Here is a 23,792-nt window from a genome sequence, read left to right on the forward strand (position 1 = left end):
GTGAATCAATGTAGTATTGCCGGGGAGATTTGCCTCCCTTCGTACTGAGAGGCGGTACGACCCCACACAGAGATCACCTGCCCGCCGCCGAAGCGAGTTCCCGGCGGAGCCTTGAGCCATGCGGCGATCGATTTCTTATATCCCTCGGGCAATCGTAGTCGGTGCAGTTCATGCGGGCTGAACAGCCCAAACTGCTGGTGTTCCTCGCTCAGGACGGGTTCGGCAAGTGGTGTCAGCAGGGGGCATCCATACGTGACAGTCAGAACACTCCGGCCAGGCCGCACTTCAGAGGACCAGACGTCCAGCAGGGGGCCGGCCATGGTCTGCCATCCTGATTCTTCGGCGATTTCGCGCACAACACACTGCTCAGGCGTTTCACCCAGTTCAAGGCGCCCTCCAGGAAGCTCCCACTCGTCGCGTTCATTCAGTAGAAGAAGTACGCGAAGATCAAGACTCAGGGTCACCCCCCTGACACTCACGGAGTAGGCAGGTCGTGCGTGGGTCATCGTAGTCCTTCAACGCTGTACCGCCCGGTACGGCAGCGAGTTGAGCTAAAATTGACGATAATTCGGATAATAGGAAACCGGCGTGACTGGATGTCCGCGACTGAATGGCAAGCGGAAGAATTCCCTACCGAGCGGAGCCGATGGCCGCAGTGATCGCTTCGAGTTCCGCCTCGGTGAAGGATGTTTGATCAACCGCGGCACACAATTCATCCAGCTGGGCGGGGGATTCGGGATTGATGATGGCCGATGAGACGCGGCGGTCCCGCAGCACCCAGCTGAGAGCCAACTGGGAGAGAGTCTGGCCCCGGCCCGCCGCAGTTGCCTTCAACAGGCCGAAATCCGTGTTCTCCCTCATGGGCCACACCAACGAATCGCGGCTGCGGCCGAAGTCCAGAACCATTTCTGTGTTGAGTAGACCATTGGCCAGAGGGTTGTCGGCGACAAAGCTGACTTGATGGGAATCCAGCACATCCAGGAGAGCTTCTTCTGCCCATGGATTGAGTAATGAAAACGAACCCTGGCATACGACGGGAGGACAGCCCAGTTCATACAGCATCTCGACGGCTCGCCGTGCCATAGTCGGCGCGTACCCTGCCAGCCCGATGTAGAAAGCCTTGCCTTGATGCACTGCCGAAACCAGGGCACTCATGGTTTCCTCGAGGGGGGTTCCCGGGTCGAAGCGATCCGAATAGAGGATGTCGACATACTCCAGCGAGAGTCCGCGCAGCACAGAGTCCAGCGTTGACAGCAGTTGCTTGCGGGACCCGAAACCGAGCGACTGTCCCTGGCGACTTCTGAATCCGGCATGCGCGGCCAGGACGACATCATCGCGACGGTGGCGCAAGCCGGCCAGCGCATCACCCATTCGCCTGCTGGGCACTGCTCCACGTCCGACCCAGGTCGCCGGTAGGTCGAAATGAGTGACGCCCCGCTCGAAAGCCCGGCGCCGCATGGTCTTCCGGAGGCTGGGGTGGCGCCTATGACCGGCGTTGAGAGCAAGGCACAGAGAGATGGCCGAGACATGAAGACCGCTGTAGCCGCAACGGCGATAGAGCATGCGCGGCGTACTGGACGCAGTGGATTCATGAGCCAAGAGTTCCCCCTGCATGTGCGCAGTCCGTTCGTTTCACCGGTGAGCTTCGGGCACTGGCCAAGGTATGGAAGGCGGCGAGTCCCGCGATGGGATGCCTTTCATATCGAAGAGAGGGGCTCAGCGCCGATGCATGACGTTGCACGAACCAAACGAGTTGGCGCCGCGGCGTAGCGACAGTGCGCAGCACGGGTTCCAGATCGAGTGCCACATCCTCATCCGACAGGAGGGTTGTCGGAGCATGAGGCCGTCATCGGTGCTCCATGAGGTGGCATCTTCCGCCGTACGCCCGGCGTGGAGTGACGTCAAGAAGAGGTGGAGGACCTATAAAGGGGTGGCAATCCGCTGCTGAGATCACGGGAGCCAATACATTGATGTCCTGGATCGGAGGCCCCTTCCTTACCGGTTTGTGCGGTGCTTGTAGCCGTCGTCCGAGAGAGCTTAAAATTCATGGCTCTTCCAGCAGTGGCTGGTGCGTTGCTCCGGAACGGGAGTATGGGCGCGCCTTCCATATGACCCGTGACTGGGACGGATTCGTTCAGCCTCTCCAGACCTCCTTTAAGAGTCACTTTCGAGCCTCGGTCGCCAGACGTGGCCTGGTACAGCGGCTGGAATATTGCGCATAGAAGACTACGAAGGATAGTCGGCGACAGCGGTTCTGGCGGCTCAGACTCTCGTCTTACTCTCTGCGGTGTCTGAGATCTTGAGATTCATCGCGTATTGCGCGCCTGTATCCCATGCGGCCGAGGCCGGCCATCAGTTTCGCTCGCGGCGAGTTCTCATTCAGGAGCCGTCATGTCATATTCAGCTAGACACAGTACGACGCAGGTTGGACGTTCCGGCCGTACTGCTGCCGATCCGCAAACCATGGAGTCCAGCGATCAGGAATTGGCTCAATCAGTGCGTGAAGGTGACACCGAAGCTTTTGGTGTACTTTTCATGCGCCACCGGAATGCTGCAACCCGATTAGCATCGATGTATGCGGATGATGCCCACACTGTGCAGGATTTCGTCGCCGAAGCTTTTTCGCGTGTACTGCAAGCCCTGAGGGCAGGCGGAGGCCCGTCCAGTTCTTTTCGAAGTTATCTTTTGAAAGTTTTGCGCAACGTGGTAGCGGAGTGGGGGAGAAGCACAGGCCGGCAGGTATATGTGCCCGACGTCAGCCTCTATGAAGTGGAGTGTGCGGATTCCGCTGGCATTGAGGCCCTCAAGAATTATGAGCACGGGCTGGTGATAGAGGCACTCTCGTCGCTGTCCGAGCGTTGGAAAACGGTTTTGTGGTGCACCATTGTGCAATCACAGCAGCCTGCTGCTATTGCGAACATGATGGGCGTCAGTGCAAACAGTGTCGCGGCCCTGGCCTACCGGGCAAAAGAAGGGTTACGGCAGGCGTATTTAACCGTTCATCTGGATCAGAAGCGCCATGCCACTCAATGTTCATATTACGTGACCCGGCTTGCCGCTTTCTCGCGCGGGCGACTCGGCGGATGCGCAACGGAGGAGGTGATGGAACATGTCAAGGACTGCAATACATGTGGAAATCTCTACAAGGAGATCAACGAGTTGAACCAACTGTTCCGTGCCTGAACTGTGCTGCAGGCGTAGTGGGTCACGTCAACCGTCAACTGTCCCAAGCAATAGTGGAGCTGATCATTGATGAACGAAGAAAGCGATGTCGCCGTGGTCCTGGGCACGCGTCCAGAAATCATCAAACTGGCAGGAGTGATCCGGAGCTTAGGGCCCCGTGCCTCTATCCTTTACACGGGGCAGCACTATGACGACGAGCTCTCCGAGAGTTTCTTTCGTACGTTCAAGTTGCCGGCGCCGGATTTATTGCTCAGTGGGATCAGCGGATCACACCGCAGCGTCCAGGTCTCGAGCGCCACTTATCAGCTCGCAGATCATTTTCGGCGCACCAGACCTCGAGTGGTGATCGTACAAGGAGACACGAATTCAACCCTGGCCGGCGCACAAGCTGCCAATTTTTGCGGGATTCCGGTTCTTCATGTGGAGGCGGGGCTTCGTTCCAACGACCGCACCATGCCGGAGGAGATTAACAGGCGACTTGTTTCAGTTCTGGCAGATGTGCACTGTGCGCCCACGTCCTGGAACGCCGCGAACCTGGTTTCTGAGGGAATTCCGTTGTATACGGTTCGTGTCACGGGAAATACGATCGTTGAAGCCACGTGTGAGTCTCTGCCCGGTCCCGAGGAATCGCGTGAAATTCTCGGCAGGTACGAGGTTCGCGAGGATGAATACATTTTGGCAACGGTCCACCGGCCGGAGAACACCGATGACCCGGAGCGTCTCGCAGAAATCCTCGATGCGCTGTCCGACGCGCCCTTGCCGGTCGTGTTCCCTATTCATCCCAGGACCGTTGGAAGTGCCCGCGCCTTTGGTATGACCGATCGACTCTCGCGTGTTCGATGCGTCCCTCCGCTTGATTACTCGACGTTTCTGGCAATGGCGAGCCATGCACGCTTGTTGATTTCCGACTCGGGTGGAATTCAGGAGGAGTGCACGATCATCAAGAAGCCATTGATCGTCGTACGGAAGAATACTGAGCGACCCGAAGCGATTGCATCCGGATTTGCTGTTCGGGTGCGCTATCGGCATGAGATCTCGGAAGAGATCGCCAGGATTCTGGCGAAGACTGAACTGACACGTGTTCTGCTCAACCGCCCCTGTCCGTTCGGCGATGGAAAAGCCAGTGAACGGATCACGGAAATTGCCTTGGCAATGGCTGCGGGTGAGGCTCTTCCGCTCGGCGGCCGATTCGGTGAATTCTCGTACACCCCTGAACCCTTTGTCGCTCATGCCGGCGCCGCAGCAAGGACTCAGCACCGGTCCCCGGTTCAGAGGGGCTCCCTCACACAGTAGGAGCCGCTGGCGGCGGCCACCGAATACCGATCGGCTGACTCCGGTGGCCGCTGCCCTCACTCCGTCACCTACGGGCCGCAGATCTGCCGCGTCGGTAGAGAATGACTCCGCCGGTCAACAGGGCGGCGGTGATGGCGGAGCCAGAGACCAGGATTTCCGTCCCCGTGCTTGCCATGCCGACGGTATGGGTCGGGGGAGTGGCCGGCGCCTGGGCCGACGGCCTGCGGTGTGACGCCACGGGGGCGATCGGTGTCGCGGGGAGGATGGGAGCCACGACGGCCTGAGCGGCGGGGGCGTGACCTGGCGTCAATGGCGCGGTCGGCGCGGCGGTGACCTGATGCGACGTCTGCCTCGCGTAGGTGCGAGGCGCGGTTACTGAGACCGTCGCGACCGGTGAGGCGAAGTGACTCTGCCGCACCGGTTCGGGTGCACTGGCTTGTACCGACGCGAGCGGGGACATCGGTGCGGGAGGGGTGGCCGCTGGCGTCTTGGGGCCGGGATACGTCGGCTGGGATGACGCGGGCGTGGTGCTGTGGTCGGGCGGCGGTGGGAAGGACGGGGTGATCGGGGTGGCGATGTGGCCCACCGGCTCCACGTCCACGGCCGACGGAAGGACGGTCGCCGGGGATAGTGGGTGCGTTGCCCTTTTGGGGGGTGCCATCCGCGGTGCGGCCTGTGAGCCCCGGGCATCGGGTGTGGACGCTGAGAGGGGCGGAGGCAGGGGCGCCGACGGCAGTTGTACCGCGGGCAGTGTGTGCGTGAGCAGGGCGGAGGATGTCGGTCCTTGGGGAGTTCCCGCCGCCGGCGAGTCTGCCGCCACAAGAGGTGTAGAGGGGATCTTCACCTCGGAAAGGGCGGGCGCCAAAGGCAACGAGGCGAGGGGAGCGGTGGAACTGGCGGGCGTGCGAGGCGACGGCGGCAGGGAGGAGCCGCTCCGCGCGGGTCGCGGTGCCGTCGCCGGGGCCGCAGTGCGACTCGACGGCACAGTGGGTGTCGGCGCGGCCGGAGTGTCAGGGCCTGATCCCGTCGTGGTCGTGGGGCGTTGACTGGGCGGCTCCGCCGGCGTGGACGCGACCGGTGTGCGATGCGGCGAGGCGACCGGGACGTGCTCCTCGGTCCGGTGTGTGGTGGCGCCGTCAGTACTGGGTTTCTCACCGGCCGGGGCCGAACTGGTGGACCTGTGCGCGCAACCCCTGGGGGAAGCAGCCTGGTGGACCGCGACCGCGTTGTCGCAGACGTTCACCGGCAGGTCCGACGGCAGCTCCAGCGTGTTGCCCGACAGCACATCGGGCAAGTCCAGGGTAATCCCTTGCACTTCGGAGGCGGCGTACGCCTCGGAGCCGCACACCAGAACGCTTGTCGCGGCGGCGGCCATGACCACGCGCCTGCGCAGTGTTTGTCTCACTCTCGTTGTCTTCCTACTCGAAGAAGGCGAAACGGCCTCGGTCCCGCACATGAGTCAGGACCCCATACCGATGGACAGGCCGTGCCCGACGCGTGTGGTCCGGCGTCAAAGGAGGCGCAGAAGGACGAGCGAGGGGGTATGAGGTCTCGCATGATGGCCTGCGGACTGTAAACGACAGACAAGGGCTGAAGAAACCGATGGATCCTCAGCGTTCGCAGAATTCACTCTTGACGTTTACCGACACGGGCGCGGATGAGCGTGGGAGATGAACACCTCGACGCACCGTGACGACTGCCAGGTGCTCAAAGACCGTGGTCAAGGGGCAGATGGGACGACAGGGAGCGGCGGGGCTCATGGGAGTTGCGCGGCACTTCCCCGGCGCCACGTTCGCCGGCGGATGGGACTTTCTTCGGTAAGTCGGTAAATACCTCGGGCGTCAGTGCTTGGGCCGGCGTCGACGGCAGGGCATCCTGTTTCCAGGGCCCATGGGCGAGTTGCAGCTGGTGTCACCCGTGACGTCAATCAGTTTCGGGCCTCCGGTAAGGGGGGAGTGCTTTTTTGTGGGCGTTGGAGCACGTCGGCCATTGGGCCGGCCCGGCCACACAGCGGAGAACGACCATGGACATCACTCTCGAGCAGCCGCTTCACGCCCGTCTGATCACCTCGGAGGAACAGCAGTTACCCGCACCCGCGGTGCTGCGCTACACCTCCGGGGACCCGTTGGCCATCCACATGGCCTTTTCCGCAGAGATCTGCCTTGAGGGGGTGGACATCACCTGGACATACTCCCGGGGCCTGCTGTGGGAGGGCCTGACGCATCCGGTCGGAGAGGGAGACGTCCGGGTCTGGCCGTGTGGTCGGCTCTGGACGATGATTGAGTTCTACGGACGGGGTGGCATGGCGTTGGTCCAGTTCGACACGCAAGTTCTGCGCGGTTTCCTGCTTCGTACGTACGCTGCCGTCGCGGCCGGGCAGGAAGAGATCGCTCCGGCCATCGACCATTGCCTCTCCACGCTTGTCGGAGGAGCGTGAGCGGAGCGAGCCGGTGAGGCGGGGCCGCATCGTCATGAATGCGGTGGCCGGTGACGGAGGCTTTGTGGCATTCGGTGGGGACGCCGATCCAGCGTTTCCCAGCCCGATGCCGAACATCATCGTCTCCATCGGCGCGGGATCGTTGATTTGGGACGGCGTATCTGTCATAGACAGCTCACGGCCGGACAGCCGTGGCCGCCTCTGTCAGTTCCTGTCTCCCGCGAAAGGTCACCTATGCGCTTCCCGTTCCCTGCCCGCCCCTTACAGCGGCTGACGCGAGGTTCACGCCTGAGAATCTCGGCCATGGCCCTCGGCGTCGGGCTGTCCTGCTCCGCACTGGCGCTGGCCGGCACCGGTACTGGCACCGGCGGTGAAGGTGACCACGTCCCTTCACGGCCCCTCACCGCCGCCGAGGCCCAGCGGCTGGCCCTGGTGCGGTTCAACGCCTTTGAGGCCAGTCCGGAGACAGTCACCGTGAAGATCGACGATGGTACGGACTCCTACTCGGTTCGCGGGCTGATCGACTATCGAACCCACCGCGCCATCGGGACCTTTGTGGCCGGGGTGACGGCGCAGAAGCAGGAAAAGGGGCTGGTCGCCTGGGACAGCAGCGGTCTGGCCATCGCCCTCGGGTCGGGTGGAACATCCCCGTCGTCGAAGGCTTCACAGATCGTACGAGCCGCCGAGAAGGTCCGGAACCGGGGCTGGTCACCACGGGCCTATGCGGCGTACCCCCTGGACACCGCGCTGCATGTGGTGGTGGCGCTGGGGCAGGACCGGCCCGACAACGCCCAACTGCTGGCCCAGTTCGGCGCCCGGCGGCTGGGGGAGAGCACGTTGCGCGGCAAGTCGTACACGCGTTTCTCGGGACCGCGGCCACGGCCGCAGCCCGCCGGCAAGACCAGCGCGCCGCGGCGGCGCCTTCCTTCGACTTCCCCGCTGACGTATTGGGTTGACGAGGACGGCAACCTGGGCCGCATGGAGATCAAGGACGCGGGGATGCAACGGCCGATCACCGTCGACTTCCTCGGGCATGAGCCCCATGCGAAGGTGCCGGCCAAGCCCTGGCAGGAACGGTCACACCCCGCCGGCTGATGGCCGATGAGGGGGGCGGGGAGGAATGGGAGCCAGGAAACCACTCCTCCCCGCCGGCTGATGGCCGATGAGGGGGACGGGAAGGAATGGCAGTCAGGAAACCACCCTCCCCAGGTCCTTCAGCGGCGCGGCTTCGGCAAACGGTACGCCGTCAGGTCCACCTTGCCCGGCAAGTGGAGCGCCGGACGGGCGGGGGCACGCATGGCGTTGGTCATGCCGGGCTGAGCGGGCGGCGCCGGAATGTCGCGAAAGGAGACACCGGGCGGAACCCGGTCGATGGCGGGCAGACGACCGGGAGTGGCCATGGCGATGTCTCGTCCTGGACAGGTTGTCAGGACGTGGGGCAGCCGGTCGGGGCTGGTGGGCGCGTGGCCGTTGCCGCTATAGCAGTTGTATTCGGTGCGCTTCGTCATGGAGACCAGGCCGAGACGGTTTTTGTCCAAGGCATTGCCCTTGATCTGGTTGCCGACGGCCGGATATCCCTGGACGTCCTGCAGGACGAATCCGCTCACGTCGTTGCCCTCGACCCGGTTGCGTTCGAAGCGGTTGTGCGTACCGCCGCCGATACCCACTCCGATGCCGAAACCCCCGTCAGCCTGCTCGGGACTCTGATCGTCGTTGTTCTCGCTGATCGTATTGCCCACGAAGACGGCATTGTGCTGAGGACCCAGCGCCTCCAGGTTGTTGGAGAGCACCGTCAGCCCCACCCGATTGCGGCGGATGGTGTTGCCGAGCAGGTACAGGCCCTTCGAGGCATTCGTGACCTCGACACCCACCGCGTTGTGCTCGGTCAGATTGTGCCGCACGACCGTGTTGCAGGGATCGCATTGACCGACGTAGATGCCCGAGTCAGCCTGCCCCGAACCGTAGGAGCGCTCGATCACTCCGTCACGGGCGTCGAAGGCGTAGATGCCGTAGAGAGCGTTGTTGTACGCCGTCACGTACGAGGCGCGAAAGCCCCGCAGCGCGGGGTACTTGATGGTGTCCAGGGGGTTGTAGTCCGCGCCGCCGGCACCGGCGCCCTGCAGCGCCTTGTCGGTGACGCCCGTGAACAGCAGCCCATTGGCGAGGTGGTTGCGGACGGTCAGGTTCTCGACGACGGAGGCCGCTCCCGTGACGGTGATTCCGTTGGTGCGCTTGAACTCGCCGTCGATCACCACCTTTGAACGATCCGTTCCCCTCAACACGATCCTGGGTTTGCTGATGGTGACGCTTTCTCGATAGACACCCGGAGAGACCAGTACCATGTCGCCCGATCGAGCGGAATCCACTGCCTTCTGAATGGACCGGAACTGGCTGGGGACCCGCAGGACCGCGGGCGGACCGTCGGCTTTCATTCGGTCTTCCGACAGGAGCGAGGCGCACGCTGTCACGCCGAGCAGGGTGATGAGAAACCCGAGGACGAGCATCAGGAGACCCGGCGAAGCAGCGCCGGCGCGAGGCACACGGTGTTTCGTGTCGAGGAATCGCATGGCACCCAGGTGTAGCGTGAGGCCCGCCGCAGCAGCTCATGATCGCTTTCCTTTGCCCTCTTGCCGGCTCGTGCCCCCTTGCGCGCCTGCCTCATGCGCTCATGTGCCCATGGAAGGGGCTGTCGGCGACCTCGCATGTACCGCGCGACATACTGGAGTGCCGGTGATCAGCACGCCCTCCGATTCTCCTCCCCCAGCCCGTCGTACTCTGCTGACGGCGAGCGCCGCGTTCGCTTTTCTCACAGCCGGCTGCGCCGCGGGAGTACACCCCCGGGAACGGTCGGCCGCGACGGGAGACGATGCCGCCAAGAGCCCCAGCGGACGTACAGCGCCGCCCCGGCAGCGGGGTATCAGTGATCCCCAGCCCTTGCACGTCCTCCTCCATGCCTACGACCTGGCACCGCATCAGCGCGGCTCTGCCGGGGCCGTCGCCGTGCGCAGGGTCCTGGACCGATGGGCAGCCTTCCACGGCCCCGTCGCCACCACCCGCACGGTGGCACTGGGCCCTGCCCTCTACCGCAAGCTCGGCCTGACACCCCCTGCGGGGCTCCGGGAGATCCCGTCGTTCCCCGGCGACCGGCTCGACCCCGACCGAGGGGGCGGCGATGTCCTGGTGCAGCTGTGCGGCGACGTTCCGGACGACCTGCGGAAGCTCTCGCAGCGGCTCACCGCGCTGTCCGCCGGTACGCTCGCGCGTCGGTGGGCGGAGAGGGGGTTCCTGCCCCCGCATGTCCGAGGGCAGACGCCTCGCAACCTTTTCGGCTTCAAGGACGGCACGGAGAATCCTTCCGGAGCCGAGGCCGAGCGCTGGGTCTGGAATTCCGACGGCAGCACCTACCTGGTGTATCGGCGCATCAGCATGGATCTCCACGCCTTTTCCGCCCTTCCGCCCGCCCAGCAGGAAGCGGTCATGGGACGCCGGCTCGGCAGCGGCGCACCACTCGGGGCGCATCGTGAACATGATCAGGTGGATCTGTACGCGAAGACCCCGGAGGGCCGCTACATCATCCCTGCCGACGCCCATGTGCGTGTGGCCAACCCCCGGCTCGACGGCGGCGCCCGCATGCTGCGGCGCGGGTATTCGTACTATGACGGACCCCGTGACCAGGGGTTGCTCTTTCTCGCCTACATGCAGGACCCCGCACTCTTCACACGCGTGCAGGAACGCCTTGACCGCTCGGACGCGTTGAGCCGGTTCATCGAGCACCGGGCCTCTGCCGTCGGCTACGTGCTACCCGGCCGGTCCTCCGGGCAGTCGCCCGCCCGGAGGACCGGGCGCCCTGGAAGCCATGACGCCGGGTGACACCGTGTCTCAGCCGTATGACAGCTGAGAGCACAGGTCGTCATCCGCGGACCGGGCGTCGTTGGCCACCGAGGTGGGCAGTGAGAGCGCCGTGGGCGAGGGGGATGCGCCGTAGGAGCGACCCAGAATCACGTTGATGCTTGGGGCGTCGGCTGATCGGAGCTGGGCGTCGGGGAAGAGCCTGGCCACCGTGCCCGCCTCAGCACGCAGACCCGGACCGTACTGGATCAGGGTGGTGGCATGGTCCTGGCTGCCCGCGTTCGTGATGTCGGTGACGGTGAAGCCCTGTTCGGTGAGGGTCGTGGCGGCGCGGTGCGCCAGTCCGGAGACAGTGGTGCCGTTGTAGACGGAGACCTCGATGCCATCTCCGGTGGCTGCGTCCGCGGGGCTCGGCCAGTCGCGTGCGAGGCCTGGAGCCGTGCTCGTGCCGTTGCCGGAATCCGAGTCGTCGAGGATGCGGTCGGCCTTGAGCGCGGCCCACAGCTGTTCGGCGTCCGGCTGGACGATGGCCACGCGCGCGCCCTCATAGCGCCAGGGCAGAGTGACGAACTTGATGTCGTGCAGGCCAATGTCCTTCAGCGACATGACGAACGAGATGAGCTTGTTCGCACTTCCCAGCCCTGGGTCGACGGTCATGGATTTCACCGCAGCGTCCGCGAGCGGCAGCAGTCTGGCCGGGGTCAGACCCTGCTGCTCGATCTTTTGCATGAGGCTGGAGACGAACGCCTGCTGGCGTTTGATGCGGCCAAGATCGGAGCCATCGCCGATGCCGTGCCGGATCCGCACGTAACTCAGCGCCTTCTCCCCGGAAACGGTCTGCTCGCCCTTGGTGAACAGCAACGTGCCCCGGTCCGGCCGATTGGGGTCGAGATCACGCTCGTAGATGTTCTTCGGCAGACACACCTGCACGCCTCCCACCGCGTCCGTCAGCGCCGCGAAGCCCTTGAAGTCGACGACCACGGTGTGGTCGACGCGGAGTCCGGTCAGTTGCTCCACCGTGTTCTGGGTGCAGGCAGGGTTGCCGTCCCTCGTCTGCCCGACGGAGAAAGCCGAGTTGAACATGGCGTTGGCGCGGGACTTCGTCCATGTGCCGTCGGGAAGTCTGCACGGCGGGACGGTGACCAGGGTGTCCCGGGGGATCGAGACCGCTGTCGCATGCCGGCGGTCGGCATGGATGTGCAGCAGCAGTGTGGTGTCGGAACGGCCGGTGTCGCTTTTACTGCCGCCCGCCAGCGCCCTGTTGCCATCGGTGCGTGCGTCCGACCCGATGATCAGGATGTTCTCACCCCTGGCGCCCTCAGGGCGGTTGCTGGCCAGGCCTTTCCCGTCGAAGGTGCCGATGTCGCTGCTCAGCCTCAGATAGGTCCAGCCCAGAGCGGATACGCCGAGTATCGCCAGAGACAGCGAGTACAGCAGTGCCTTGCGCAGCGTGCCACGTCCGCGCGGCCGCACCGGACGGCCGCCACGGGAGGAGGGTCGGCGAGGCGGCTCAGCCGTGTGCTGTCGCGGGCGGCGCGGGGACGTGGCCTGGTTGCCCGTGGCGGTCATCCGAGCACCCGCAGGCATACCGGGCTCCCGTGAAATGAAGCCGCAAGAGTTAACCACCGCAGCGGGCTGGAGCCCCGGGGCCTGCTGATCGTGGCGATCGCGGTCATCCTGCTTTTCGGGGTCATCCTCATTTTCGGATCGGTGGAACTGCCCAGGTCATTTAGACGCTGATCGGACCTGTGGGGACCTCAAACAGCGGGACCAGGGTCATGAAGGACGCCGATACCGTACAGCAGTTGCCGCCAAGTCCGGCCGGACGACGCGCTCGCCTTATACAACGCGTCATCCGTATATCTGATGAGCGGGAGCTTTTTTCCGGGTGTCCGGGTGAAGACGCGCTGCTGCCGGGGCAATGGTGGATTCCGTGGACGCCGCCCCGCGGTTCGGTCCGGCCGGAATGCGCATCATGTGCCGGCCGTGACGCGATTACCGGAGCCGACGGAGAGGACATCCGGCACATGCGATTCATCGGTGGGGCGCAGAATCCTGTCCCGCCGCGGACGGACCAAGGACAGCGGAATGACGGCGGCGGCCGCCACCCCGGCACCCAGCAGTGGTGTGCTGCCGATCCAGCCGCCCGCCCCGGCGGCGGCGGCGCCTGCCACAGCGCCGACGTATCCGAATACCAAGCGGCGGCGCGCTGTCATCGGGGTGATGACGGTCTTGCGGCCGGTACGTCCGGTCCATGAGTTGCCCGTGATGAACGGCATGCCCTTGCGGCGCGCCAGCCAGAAGCCCGTCCGGACGGTCGGACACCACACGACGCCGCTGTAACTCTGGCGTGGAAGGGAGCCCGGGCTTTCGTCCTTCCTCGCGCGTAGGCGCACCCAGCGCTTGGCATTGACGTTCACCAGCCAGGCGCCATCGCCCCGGCGCTGCCGGACCTTGGCATGCAGTCCGCATCGGATCGCGAGGCACTGAAGTGTCTCCGCCTCGGCGCGATCCTCGCGTACGAGAGCGAACCCATGACCCCCGCGCCGGGTGCCGCAACCGTCGACCAGCGCGTCGAGAAGCACGAGGCACTCGGCCTGCGGCCACCGGAAGACGACGTCGTACGTCAGCGTTCCGGCGGGTACGACCGAGGCGAGCCATTGGGCGACGGCGCCATTGATGACGAATTCGGTCCGCCCGTGATCGTCGGGGTGCGGCGAGGCGCCGCCGGATCCGTCGCCACGCAGCTCGCACCATGCCGCGCCCGCGGAGCGCAGCAGGTCCCGGATCGTCTGGCACGAGTCCGGGTCCGCTGTCCCGGGCCGGCTGATGACGGCTTCGTCGCCGTCGTACCAGCCCCCGGCGATGAACCAGCCGAGCAGGGCGGCCAGTTCCCTGCCATGCCCCTCGGCCCGCTGCGGCGCCCAGGGTGCCGCGATGGGGACCTTGCAGTCCTTGCCGACGTGCTTGGCGAACCGCACATGCATGCCATGTTGCTCGGTCCACACCAGCACCCGGTGCCTCTCGGTCAGGCGCTGGCTGCTCGACAACTGCTCGACGGCGAGGAGCCGCTCGGTGACGTCGTACCGGAAGAACGTGGCCCGTTCCCAGCCGAGCGTGTCCGTTTCGGTGTCGTACGCGGCGATCAGGTCGCCGTCGTCCAACTCGCTGTGGGAGCGCCAGCCTTGCGGGGTGAGGGCCTGAGTTTCCTCATCCACGCAGGCGTAGTGCCGTCCGAGCAGCCATTCGCGGAACAATGATCTGGTATACAGATATTTGTTGTAGAAGTTCAAAATGGTGTACGGCCAAAACCCGAGAAGTGCCTTCTTCCAGCCGACGACGCGCGATACCAAGTACATGGTCAGCACCGTATGGGCGAGGAACCAGTAGCCCATGTAATGGAACATGGAAAGATGCCGCCAAGTGATGAGGTTGTACAGCACGACCAGCAACCACCACCACAGCGTCACCAGGTCGAACACGGCGGTTCCCACGACGAGCACCGACCGCCAGTTGAGCATCAGGCGCCGGTAGCGGGCGACGTTCTGGAAGTAGCCGGCCGCCCAGCGGGGCATCTGCGCCTTGTACTCCTTCCACGTCGCCGGGTCGATGGTGAGAGTCAGGGCCTTGTCCGTGTACCAGGTCTTGTACCCGTGCTCGTGGAGCTTCCAGGTGATGTCCATGTCGGCGCTGATCAGGCCGTTGGGGAAACCGCCGACGGCTCGTACGACCTCGGTGCGGAAGGCGTACGAGGCGCCGGTGAGGACTTGGATGCGGCCTACCCGGCGCTGACTGAGCCGCCACCACTGACTGCCGAGGCTGTAGGCGAATCGCCGTGCTTCGATGAAGAAACCGGTGTCCTGGAGGGGCAGGATCGACGAGCAGGTGGCGTCGTAGCCCCTTTCCAGGTCCGCCACCATCAGGCTGATGCAGTCCGGCTCGGGGCGGGAGTCACCGTCGAAACCGACGATCACATCCGCCGTGATGTGCGGCAGGGCGGCGTTCTGGTTGGCCGCCTTGTCCTTGAACGTCGTCTCCAGCACGAGCGTCGACCCCGCCAGACGGGCGACGTCAGCGGTGCGGTCCGTGCACGAGTCGGCTACGACGATGAGCTGGGCGATGGGGTAGGGCTGGTCCAGGACGGCCCGGACCAGCTCCCCGATCGTCGCTTCTTCATTGTGCGCGGGAATGAGGACGGCGACCGTCAGGGTCATCCCTGGCCTCTGGTGAAGAAGTAGCGCAGCACGACCCCCACGGCGCTGATCACCGCGGCGGCGAACGTCAATACCATTGCGCCCAGGCCTGTGTGGGCCAGCCCGTTGTACATGCTCTCTCCTAATTGGTCCGGCTCTCAGAGCCGTTCGATGTGCGGTGCATCCGGCATGACACCCCGCGTGTCCAGCACGTACGGGGCCTCCGCGGCGATCTGGGCGAGGTCGAACTCTTGGTGCGCGGTGAGCAGCACGACCGCGTCATACGTCTGGTACGGCAGGGGGGCGAGGGGGCCGCGGACCGTACCGGTGGCATGCGGGTCCATGGTGTCGACCTGAGCGCCTTTCTGCTTCAGCTCCGTGACCACCTCGACTGCGGGGGACTGGCGGGAGTCGGCGACGCCGGGTTTGTACGCGAGTCCCAGCGCCAGGACGCGGGAATCCTTGAGCGCCTTGCCGTGCCGGATGTTCAGGGCGTTCTGGAGACGGGCGACCACGTAGCTGGGTTGTGCCTCGTTGATGTCCTGAGCCAGCTCGACCAGCCGGAACGGCTCTCCGTACTTCGTCCTGACGTGATGGCTCAGGAACACCGGGTCCACCGGCAGGCAGTGCCCGCCGACCCCGGGGCCGGGCGTGAACTTCGTGAACCCGAAGGGCTTGGAACCGGCCAGGTCAAGGGTGCGCCAGACGTCGACACCCAGCGTATGAGCTACCCGGGAGAACTCGTTGACCAGGGCGATGTTGACATGGCGGAAGGTGTTCTCGAACACCTTGGCGAGCTCTGCCTCTTCGAGGCTGTCCGCCGGCACCACGTTCTGCGTGATGCCGGCGTAGAACTCTCGCACCCGCTCGCGGCATTCCTCGGTCAGCCCGGAAACGATCTTCGGGGTGTTGGCGAACGTCCACTCCTCGTTGCCCGGATCGATGCGCTCCGGGCTGAACCCGAGGTGGAAGCCGACTCCTGCCCGCAGCCGGGAGCGGACTTCGAGGAGAGGCAGCACGATCTGGCGCGTGGTTCCGGGATGCGTGGTGGATTCCAGAATGACCGTGCAGCCCCGGTGCACATACCGCGCCAGCATTTCCGCGGCCAACCGGACGGCGGTCAGGTCCGGCAGCCGTTCTTTGAGCGGTGTCGGCACGGCGATGACAGCGACGTCGAAGCCGGCCAGGCGCTCCTCGTCGCCGGTCGGCCGATAGCGTCCGGTCTTCAGGGCCGTTTGGAGGGCCTTGTCGGGAACATCCTCGATGTACGAGGTGCCGGAGCGCAGTTGACTGCAGCGCTGCTCGTCGAGTTCGAGACCGATCACATCGTGCCCGGCCTCAACGGCAGCCATGGCCAGGGGCAGACCGACATAGCCCTGTCCCATGACAACGATCTTCATTGGTTTCCCTTCAGGGATACGTACCGGTGTGGCCGCGGGCCGCACCGCGATGCCGGCGGGGGCCCTGGCACGGCCGTCTCACATGGGGCTGGAGGGCCTGGGCATCGTCCTGCGTCGACCGGGACCCCGTCTCGGGACAAACACTGGTCCCCCGGACACATCAGCCGCTCCAAGCGTCCTTCACTCGTCCCGACGGGGCCCCGCGGTGCGGGGATGCCGCACGTCCTGCTGTTCGCTGACAGGGTGAATCACCGGTTCCCAACCGCGGGCCACGCGGTTCCTCCGAGGTGGGCCGGTCGGTCGGCGGCAGGGAGGCTGTAGGGAGGACATCGCTACTCCTTGGTCTGAGGAAGGTGCCGTCACCCGCGATGGGTCCGCGCCTCAGCCCGGCAGCGTGTCGGCGCTCATATCAAGAGAGAGCGCAACAGGGAACGTATGATGATACGTCACTCGATTGGCGCAGGCGATACACTCTGTCGGCCCAGCCCGACTTGGCAGATGACGCTACTGCCCGACCAGCGAGATGCGGGGCGGCCACAGCACATTGCGAGCCAAGAGGAGTGCGTGCCCCAGATGTTCGGCGCAGACGGGGAGCGGAAAATCGATGTGCCGGGCAACGACGAACCGGGCGGGCTTCAGGCACGTCATGACCTCGCGGCTGCTGCCGAATGGTCCATGGCAGCGGTCTGACATCGGGGCTTCGGCGGATGTGCACGTGGGAATTCCGTTCATCAGAGCTTCTTTCGCCACGGCCGCTTTGATGGTGGAAGCGGCCACAGGCGCATCCTGGCCGTCGCTACGGTGTGTTAAGCCCCTGCCGCAGAGTGAGGCATGTGTTCGTGCAACTCACGTTGACAACTGGCGGCGGGGTAATTTCGTGCCGGTATGCAATGCCCCAAGCGCCAACTTACCAGCCGCTCCCGAATACAGGCCGACATTCGGAACTCCTCATTGTGTGCCCGGCAATCACCCATTCGCGGCGGACCTCGATCGGGGGGCGCATCCATTCCATGACGACCCCCCTGTTCCGGGTGAGTGAAAACCCTATGGAACGCCTCTCGGATGCCTTCTTCCCGGCGTTTCTGCTGGTAGGAGCGCCGTCCAAGCAGCCCGGCCACGCCGGCGTCACCACCGGTACGCCCCGACTCGAAGCGTGGCTTCCCTGCCGGACACATAATGTTCGCGCCTCGGTTTTCATTGCATCGGCTTTCCACCCTCTAGCCTGATCGTCGATTCCGCCTATTTCGGAGACGACATGACCACTTGGCTGCGATCGTTCAGTTCCTCGATCCTCGCCCTCTGTGAGCCGATCCCTTTGTCCGTGCCCTCTCCCATGAGCCAGCAAGAGGCTGCCTGGGTGCGCTCGCATGCCTGGACACCCGTGCTGCGCCGCATTGAGGAAGCACATCCCAGCGGCTTTCACCGGTGGTGCACGTGCGAACGAGGTCGTTGCCACCCATGCCGCGCGGGCTACCACGATCAGTGCCCCGGCACGAGGGGTCCCGTCCTGGACGACCGCCTCGGTACAGTGACCGACCGCGCCGGCGTCATGATCGCTGCTGTCCGGTCTGTCCCCGGTCAGAGGCCATGCCGATGGGTCTGTTCGTGCACACACCAGCGCACGCACCGCGCTGCCCCGCAGGTCGTCCGGGTCCCGGTCGCAGCCGTCTGACAGCGGCACAGCCGTGGTACGCCGTCGGGCGCCTGGCAGGACTTTCGTTTTGTGGACTGTTGCCTGTCATGGTTTTCGTTGGCCGACTGGACTCCGGTGATCATCGCATTACATGGTGGACGTGAGCGGCATCGTGTGGGCTGCGCAGGCCGTGCACCGCTCGTCAAACGGGGGAAGGAGAAGCAGCGGCCGCTCATGACCGAAGCAACTGAGCCGGGCCCGAGAAGACTGCCTTTCAGACAGAGGGCGGCCGTCTTCTCTGGGGGGGGCGCACCCACGCGTCCTGTCGTCCGGCCGCATCACGACTGCCTCTTGTTCATATGCGCCGTTCGCCGGCGCGGCAGACCTGGCGTCGGCGTTGCGGTCATCGTCTTGTCTTGCCAGGGGCTCCACCCTCCGGGAGGCTGCCGCACGCTGGCTTATGCGGGCGCCCTTCCCGGTCCCAGAGGTGCACAGCTCTCAGCCAAGAAATTGATGTCATGAAACCCGACCACGACTACGCGATGTACGTGGCACAGACACCCGTGATGAACGCCGCCTGGGCGTTCGCCGTTGCTTATTGGATCGACCGGGACATGCGGGCGGCATGGCGGGTGACGCATCCGACACTGCGACGCTGCTGGACACAGGCCTGGTTATCGCCGCTCCTCGCACACGGACGGGTGGACGGCCACCCCGAAGCCGTGGTCGAGGCGTTCGCCGAGGACGAGGTGCGGCACGAATTCTGGGAGCCGTTCGCTCATGCGCAGGTCAGCCGCAGCACTCCCCTGGCCCTGGACCGGGAGGCATGGGGCATGCAGGCGAATCCAGACTTGGTGGCGCCCTACATGATGCTCGTCAGGCTGGTGTCGACTGCGCCCACCGGCGCTGGGCGCTCGGACGAACCATGCTCCTCGGTGCCCCTGTTGATGCAGTACGACGCGGGTCCTGGATGGCGGCTGCTCAACTTCGCCAGCGAGCGGATGCCGGTACCGGGGTGGCGGCCCCCACGGTTCGGCGAAGTCTGACGCTGCCACCGCGACGCACACGCAGCTTCGTCTGTGACGTTCCGGCGGAGAACATCTGGTGAGCGCATGGCCTGCGGCCGGGTACGGCCCGGACTTGACAGAACTCGACGCGCGCTCAATCTAGAAGTGGCGTCGGCTTTCGTAGTGTCTGACACCGCAGCCATCAGAGGCGGAGGTCTTTGCGGTATCCGCGGCGCGCGAGGCTTCGAGGGGAATGAAGGGGCTGTATCCCATGGCCAGAAAAGCGTACAACTCCCTGAGGATATTCTTCGCGGCTTCAGTCGCTCTGTTGTTATCGCTGCAGTTCGTAGGCGATGCCAGTCCTGCGACGGTCACGGTGACCAACGGCGTCCAGTTCACCGACACCGGTGGCAAGGTGGTGCACGCGCACGACGGAAGCATGATCAAAGTGGGTGGGTACTATTATTGGTTCGGCGAAAATCCGTATCCGAACAACCACTTTCGATACATCTCTGTGTATCGCTCAGCAGACTTGCACGCCTGGGAATTTCGTCACAATGTACTCACCGAGGCATCCGCTCCCGAACTGCATGCGGCCGATGCCTCCCTCTGGCGCCCCAAGGTGCTCTATAACGCCCGGACCAAGCAATACGTGATGTGGATGCGCAAGGGGTCCAAGCCGGACGCCAACGAAGCCCAGAAGGGCAGAGTAGCGATTGCCGTGTCGCGCACAGTGGACGGGGACTATGCCTATCGGGGCAGTTTCCGTCCGTTGGGGATTAAGTCGTACGACATGACCGCATTCCGCGATGATGACGGTAAGGCCTATCTGATCTCGACCACCCATGACCAGACGGACCTCACCATCTTCCGGCTGACTCCCGACTACCTCAGGGTGGCCGGGAAAGTGGCTACCCTGCCCGGCGTCAAACGGGAGGGAACGGCGATGTTCAAGCGCAACGGTGTCTATTTTCTGGTCGCCTCCGGCGTGACCGGCTGGTTCCCCAACCAGGCCAAGTACACGACAGCGACCAGCATCGCCGGCCCTTGGAGCGCGATGGCCGACTACGGTGACAGCATCGCCTACGGCTCGCAGTCTTCCTCCGTCCTGCAGGTCCAGGGCAGCACCACCACCTCGTACCTTTACCTGGGAGACCGTCATGCGAGGACCTGGGGACCTAGCCTGAGCGCTTCCGAGTACGTCTGGCTGCCGTTGCGGTTCCCCTCCCGCAGGTCGATCTCCCTGCGCTGGTATCCGTGGGTCTCCATCGACACCTCGACCGGTGTGGTGCGCGGCATCGGCGGGGGGCATGCGTACAACGTGCTGCGGGTCCGGCACAGCAACATGTGTCTCAGCGTGCCGGGGGCGTCCAATGACAATGGCACATGGGTGAAGCAACAGACTTGCGGCACCGCTGCCGATCCGAACCAGCACTGGCAGCTTCTGCGGGTAGCGCCCGACTACTACCGTCTCATCGTCCGGCACAGCCACAAGTGTCTTACCGCGCCGTGGCGGTCCACCGCGGATGGGCTGCCGGCCGCCCAGCAGACGTGTGGCACCGGAACGAACCAGCAGTGGCGGTTCACCCGGGTCGCCGGCGGCTACTTCGAGCTGTCCTCCCGACGCAGCGGCAAGTGCCTGACCATAGCCGGTGCCTCGATGACGAATGGGGCGCGAGCCGTCCAGGCAACCTGTGAGCGCAGTGCCAACCAGCAGTGGCGCGTGGCAGGCGCCCCCTACTGACTCCATCGAGACCGAACTCCCCAGCCGTTCTCCACCATGGCGCCCTTGTGCTCGACCGCGAGTTCAAGGCCCCTTGAGCTCAGGCGTCGCCGGCCCCCTGGTGAGCGGGACGTGGCGGCGCCGCGTCCCCTTGATCGCCGAGCGCCCGCCTGATCGGACGGGACGTGTGAACCCTGGATATCGGGTGGCCGGCAGATGTGGCATGTCTCCACATGGTGAAGTTCGCACGAGGGGGCGAGACTTGGCCCCGCAGATCAGGACCGCATTTCCGTGGAGACGTGACCCTAGGCTGCGCTTAAGAGTCGTTGGAATGCCATGCGCTTGGGCGAGGCCGTGTCACCTCCAGTTCAACCGGCAGATGCCAACCTGACCCGCACTACTACGACGATGGCCCGGCGGCGTCTGCCATCACGGGCTGATCCAAAACATTCGGGGCCAGCCCGGTGCGTCCGAAGGCGGCATGACGCGAGCACGGCAACAGAGAAGGAAAGATGACGAGTTCGAGGAAGCGGCATGGTCGGCACCGCCTGGAGACGCAGCCTGGGAAGACACATCGAATAAGAGGAAAGCGCGTCCTCTCTGCCACGGCGGCCACCCTGGCGGTAACCGGCGCCCTCCAAATAGCGAATGCCACCCAAAGTTCGGCCGACGTGAACCCATGGAGAATCTATCTCCAGCCGTCGGGCTCCAAGCAGACTCCCGTCATTTATTACAGCTTTCAGAGAGGCGTCGACGGCGTCACGCAGAAAGCCGTTGCTCGGGCTGTGAGTATCTGGAATGCCAAGACCAGCATCGGGGGCAATAGTTTGCTCAGGCCGGCTGGACCCGGGCAACACCCCACGTTGATCTTTGGAAAGCGGTATTTGGGGCGCACTTCGCAGCAGGGCAAGATCCTGGGCCTGGCTACGCTGAGCAACTGTTATGGCAGTGCATGCCAGCACGGCGACATCGGGTTCGACCCCGATCTTTTCGACGGCCGGGTGCGTGCTGAGAATTCGCCTCAATTCTCCAAGCAGATTTCCGTAGCCGTCCACGAAATCGGTCATGCTCTTGGCCTATGGCACTCTGCTGGCGGGGCGAACGGGTATAACCCGGGAAACCCTGATGAAATCATGCGGCCGATCATTACGGACCATGCGCCACAGGCGCCCAGTGGTGCCGAGATCGCAGCGGTGAGGAAGCGGTACTACCCGCAGTCCTGGCAGCGGGCGAACGAAGGCAGGCGGTCGGTCCCGACCAACACGGGGCAGCCGACCCCCAACACGGGACAGCCGAACCCCAACACGAGGCAGCAGTACCGGCAGACGCAGTTTTATGGCCAGGGGAAGGACGGTTCCTGGCACAGTCTCGAACCCGGTTCGGCGACTGCCGGCTACGGCCACTTCGTAGGTTACGGAATGGACAAGAACGGCGTCTGGCACGAGATCAAGGATCCGACGGGCTACTTGCGCGGCGCAGGCCAGGAGCAACGAGCCAGCGCCGAGGAACAGAGCGCCGACCGGGAGAAGGCTGACCGGGACCGGGCCGAGCGGGAGAAGGCCGACCGGGAGAAGGCCGACCGGGAGAAGGCCGACCGGGAGAAGGCCGAGCAGGAGCGGGCCGACCGGGACAAGGCCGAGCAGGAGAAGGCCGACCGGGAGAAGGCCGAGCAGGAGCGGGCCGACCGGGACAAGGCCGAGCAGGAGAAGGCCGAGCGCGAGAAGGCCGAGCAGGAGCGGGCCGACCGGGACACGGCCGAGCGGGAGAAGGCTGACCGGGACCGGGCCGAGCAGGAGCGGGCCGACCGGGACCGGGCCGAGCGGGAGAAGGCCGACCGGGAGCGGATCGAGCATCGAGGCTGAGACGGGCGCCCCGTGATCCACTGCCTCTGCTGCGCCTCGCTGCCGGGCCCATGGGCAGCTAAGGTTGACGATGTACCGAAAACGGTGTGACCCGCTCGCTGGTTCATCGTTGACCTATGTGCGTCCTATACGTGCGGGCCGAGCTGATGCACCTCCCCAGCTCGGCCCGCACTCCTTCGTGCTGCCGCATTGAACACGGCGGAGAGAAATCGCAAACCCGGACGCCCCCCCCAAAAAACGCGTGGGGCCGAACGGCGCCCATTAGGCGATCTCCGCGTCATACATCCGACCGGAGAGACTCTTCCCTAGTGGGACGAGGTCTTGAGCCCTCCTTCCTCCGCAGGGTCCCGTACCCCTCATACTCGGTCGAGGGGTACGGGACCCATGGACCGAGGTTCCCGGACTCGATGACATGGCCCACCTGCGACACGCTCCGAAGTGACAGCTCGCCCTCGGCGCCGAGCACGTCCCGGCCGGCGATCCGAAGGCTTACAGCGGAAGGGCCCCTGCCTCCTCAAAGCTCAGGGTGCGGCGGGCCAACCAGGCCGGAGCCGGGGCCCACAGGAGTCGTCGGCGATTGGCAGCTGCTGAAGGACTTGGCGGACGCGCATGTCCATGACTTCGCTGCATGCGCCGTGAATGAGCCCAACTCAAAGCAGGGACTCCCGCGGCCTGACTTCCTTCAAGAAGTATCTGCTGTGGCAAGAGACCTTCTTCGCGGATTGATTGGGCTGAACGGAGCAGGCGGACTCCCGGATGGGTGGCCTTGAGAGGGCGCACGCGCCAAGCGACCTACTATGCGTATTTAAAGGGACTTTAAGACAAGTTCCACGCATTGAGGAGGTCACGTTGTACGACAACGGTTCGCAGCTTGCGGTGACCGGTGCCGGTGTGTCCGTTCTGGGGATGTCGCTAGGCCTGGGATGGTTCACGTTGATCGCCGCAGTTCTTGTGGTGAGCGGCTTACTGGGGCTGACTGCGCTTCAGTACCGGCACGGGCACAACTGAGAGGGCTGGCGAGGTCGTGAGGCTGAATTGTTCAGGCCGCCGTACGAACTCGGATTGGCGGTCTCAGCAGGTGGATCCCGCCCGGCAGCACAGGCGCATGCGTCTGTCTGACCGTCCGCCAAACACCCCGAGATCAGCACTCCTGGACGCCGGCTGGTGTGACTTACCCGTCGGCACCGACGGCCTCGCCGCTCATCGCGCACC

At 64.7% G+C, this 23,792-nt stretch carries 16 protein-coding genes; 9 read left to right on the top strand and 7 right to left on the bottom strand.

Annotated features, from left to right (window positions below; translation table 11 throughout):
* Positions 1–5 precede the first annotated feature (5 nt).
* Both DBP14_RS35585 and DBP14_RS35590 read right to left on the bottom strand, forming a co-directional pair.
* Entirely contained in the window at positions 6–464 is a 459-nt protein-coding gene (locus DBP14_RS35585) for an NUDIX hydrolase (protein ID WP_241741393.1), read from the bottom strand.
* A 166-nt stretch (positions 465–630) separates the two neighbouring features.
* Positions 631–1,614, bottom strand: coding sequence for an aldo/keto reductase (locus DBP14_RS35590; RefSeq protein ID WP_129312372.1), 984 nt, complete (start codon positions 1,612–1,614; stop codon positions 631–633).
* A gap of 849 nt (positions 1,615–2,463) precedes the next feature.
* Between DBP14_RS35590 and DBP14_RS35595 the strand changes: the two genes are divergently transcribed.
* The 4 genes from DBP14_RS35595 (at position 2,464) to DBP14_RS35615 (ending at position 8,008) form a co-directional block, all read left to right on the top strand.
* Entirely contained in the window at positions 2,464–3,183 is a 720-nt protein-coding gene (locus tag DBP14_RS35595; protein ID WP_164992580.1) for a sigma-70 family RNA polymerase sigma factor, read from the top strand.
* A 69-nt stretch (positions 3,184–3,252) separates the two neighbouring features.
* Entirely contained in the window at positions 3,253–4,476 is a 1,224-nt protein-coding gene (gene wecB / locus DBP14_RS35600) for a UDP-N-acetylglucosamine 2-epimerase (non-hydrolyzing) (protein ID WP_129312374.1), read from the top strand.
* 2,023 nt (positions 4,477–6,499) lie between these two features.
* Positions 6,500–6,913 carry an SsgA family sporulation/cell division regulator gene (locus DBP14_RS35610; protein WP_129312376.1) on the top strand — a complete coding sequence of 138 codons (414 nt, stop codon included), beginning with the start codon at positions 6,500–6,502 and terminating at the stop codon, positions 6,911–6,913.
* Positions 6,914–7,216: 303 nt separating this feature from the next.
* Positions 7,217–8,008, top strand: coding sequence for a hypothetical protein (locus DBP14_RS35615; protein WP_129312377.1), 792 nt, complete (start codon positions 7,217–7,219; stop codon positions 8,006–8,008).
* Between the two features lie 119 nt (positions 8,009–8,127).
* On the opposite strand, the gene DBP14_RS35620 is transcribed toward DBP14_RS35615, so the two are convergent.
* Entirely contained in the window at positions 8,128–9,480 is a 1,353-nt protein-coding gene (locus tag DBP14_RS35620; protein WP_241741395.1) for a right-handed parallel beta-helix repeat-containing protein, read from the bottom strand.
* Between the two features lie 109 nt (positions 9,481–9,589).
* Here DBP14_RS35620 and DBP14_RS36315 point away from each other — a divergent pair, with 109 nt between their 5' ends.
* Positions 9,590–10,783 carry a Dyp-type peroxidase gene (locus tag DBP14_RS36315; RefSeq protein ID WP_277752760.1) on the top strand — a complete coding sequence of 398 codons (1,194 nt, stop codon included), beginning with the start codon at positions 9,590–9,592 and terminating at the stop codon, positions 10,781–10,783.
* A 9-nt stretch (positions 10,784–10,792) separates the two neighbouring features.
* Here DBP14_RS36315 and DBP14_RS35630 read toward each other — a convergent pair whose 3' ends face one another.
* The 4 genes from DBP14_RS35630 to DBP14_RS35645 all read right to left on the bottom strand — a co-directional run bounded on the left by DBP14_RS35630 (position 10,793) and on the right by DBP14_RS35645 (position 17,132).
* Entirely contained in the window at positions 10,793–12,331 is a 1,539-nt protein-coding gene (locus tag DBP14_RS35630; protein ID WP_129312380.1) for an LCP family protein, read from the bottom strand.
* A 404-nt stretch (positions 12,332–12,735) separates the two neighbouring features.
* Positions 12,736–14,976 (bottom strand): glycosyltransferase, encoded by a 2,241-nt coding sequence (locus DBP14_RS35635; protein WP_129312381.1) that lies wholly within the window; start codon positions 14,974–14,976, stop codon positions 12,736–12,738.
* Between the two features lie 137 nt (positions 14,977–15,113).
* The gene (locus tag DBP14_RS35640; protein WP_347239688.1) at positions 15,114–16,400 is read right to left on the bottom strand and encodes a nucleotide sugar dehydrogenase; all 1,287 of its coding nucleotides are present in this window, start codon (positions 16,398–16,400) and stop codon (positions 15,114–15,116) included.
* Between the two features lie 459 nt (positions 16,401–16,859).
* The gene (locus DBP14_RS35645; protein ID WP_241741397.1) at positions 16,860–17,132 is read right to left on the bottom strand and encodes a hypothetical protein; all 273 of its coding nucleotides are present in this window, start codon (positions 17,130–17,132) and stop codon (positions 16,860–16,862) included.
* Positions 17,133–18,506: 1,374 nt separating this feature from the next.
* On the opposite strand from DBP14_RS35645, the gene DBP14_RS35650 reads away from it, so the two are divergent.
* From DBP14_RS35650 to DBP14_RS36325, 4 genes are all read left to right on the top strand, one after another.
* Positions 18,507–19,034, top strand: coding sequence for a hypothetical protein (locus tag DBP14_RS35650; protein WP_129312382.1), 528 nt, complete (start codon positions 18,507–18,509; stop codon positions 19,032–19,034).
* Between the two features lie 232 nt (positions 19,035–19,266).
* Positions 19,267–20,739 (top strand): RICIN domain-containing protein, encoded by a 1,473-nt coding sequence (locus tag DBP14_RS35655; protein ID WP_129312383.1) that lies wholly within the window; start codon positions 19,267–19,269, stop codon positions 20,737–20,739.
* A 1,112-nt stretch (positions 20,740–21,851) separates the two neighbouring features.
* Positions 21,852–22,580 carry a hypothetical protein gene (locus DBP14_RS37190; protein WP_241741399.1) on the top strand — a complete coding sequence of 243 codons (729 nt, stop codon included), beginning with the start codon at positions 21,852–21,854 and terminating at the stop codon, positions 22,578–22,580.
* 849 nt (positions 22,581–23,429) lie between these two features.
* Positions 23,430–23,588: a hypothetical protein gene (locus tag DBP14_RS36325; RefSeq protein ID WP_164992583.1), complete on the top strand. Its 159-nt coding sequence runs from the start codon at positions 23,430–23,432 to the stop codon at positions 23,586–23,588.
* The last annotated feature ends 204 nt before the right edge of the window (positions 23,589–23,792 follow it).

The sequence above is a fragment of the Streptomyces sp. L2 genome, assembly GCF_004124325.1.
Lineage (GTDB): Bacteria > Actinomycetota > Actinomycetes > Streptomycetales > Streptomycetaceae > Streptomyces.

Excerpts from the sequence above, each read along its gene's own strand:
- DBP14_RS35630 (WP_129312380.1), bottom strand. The coding sequence starts at position 12,331 with ATGACCGCCACGGGCAACCAGGCCACGTCCCCGCGCCGCCCGCGACAG.
- wecB (WP_129312374.1), top strand. The coding sequence starts at position 3,253 with ATGAACGAAGAAAGCGATGTCGCCGTGGTCCTGGGCACGCGTCCAGAA.
- DBP14_RS35590 (WP_129312372.1), bottom strand. The coding sequence starts at position 1,614 with ATGCAGGGGGAACTCTTGGCTCATGAATCCACTGCGTCCAGTACGCCG.
- DBP14_RS35635 (WP_129312381.1), bottom strand. The coding sequence starts at position 14,976 with ATGACCCTGACGGTCGCCGTCCTCATTCCCGCGCACAATGAAGAAGCG.
- DBP14_RS35595 (WP_164992580.1), top strand. The coding sequence starts at position 2,464 with ATGGAGTCCAGCGATCAGGAATTGGCTCAATCAGTGCGTGAAGGTGAC.
- DBP14_RS35615 (WP_129312377.1), top strand. The coding sequence starts at position 7,217 with ATGGCCCTCGGCGTCGGGCTGTCCTGCTCCGCACTGGCGCTGGCCGGC.
- DBP14_RS35620 (WP_241741395.1), bottom strand. The coding sequence starts at position 9,480 with ATGCGATTCCTCGACACGAAACACCGTGTGCCTCGCGCCGGCGCTGCT.
- DBP14_RS35610 (WP_129312376.1), top strand. The coding sequence starts at position 6,500 with ATGGACATCACTCTCGAGCAGCCGCTTCACGCCCGTCTGATCACCTCG.
- DBP14_RS36315 (WP_277752760.1), top strand. The coding sequence starts at position 9,590 with ATGGAAGGGGCTGTCGGCGACCTCGCATGTACCGCGCGACATACTGGA.
- DBP14_RS35655 (WP_129312383.1), top strand. The coding sequence starts at position 19,267 with ATGGCCAGAAAAGCGTACAACTCCCTGAGGATATTCTTCGCGGCTTCA.
- DBP14_RS35650 (WP_129312382.1), top strand. The coding sequence starts at position 18,507 with ATGAAACCCGACCACGACTACGCGATGTACGTGGCACAGACACCCGTG.
- DBP14_RS37190 (WP_241741399.1), top strand. The coding sequence starts at position 21,852 with ATGCGGCCGATCATTACGGACCATGCGCCACAGGCGCCCAGTGGTGCC.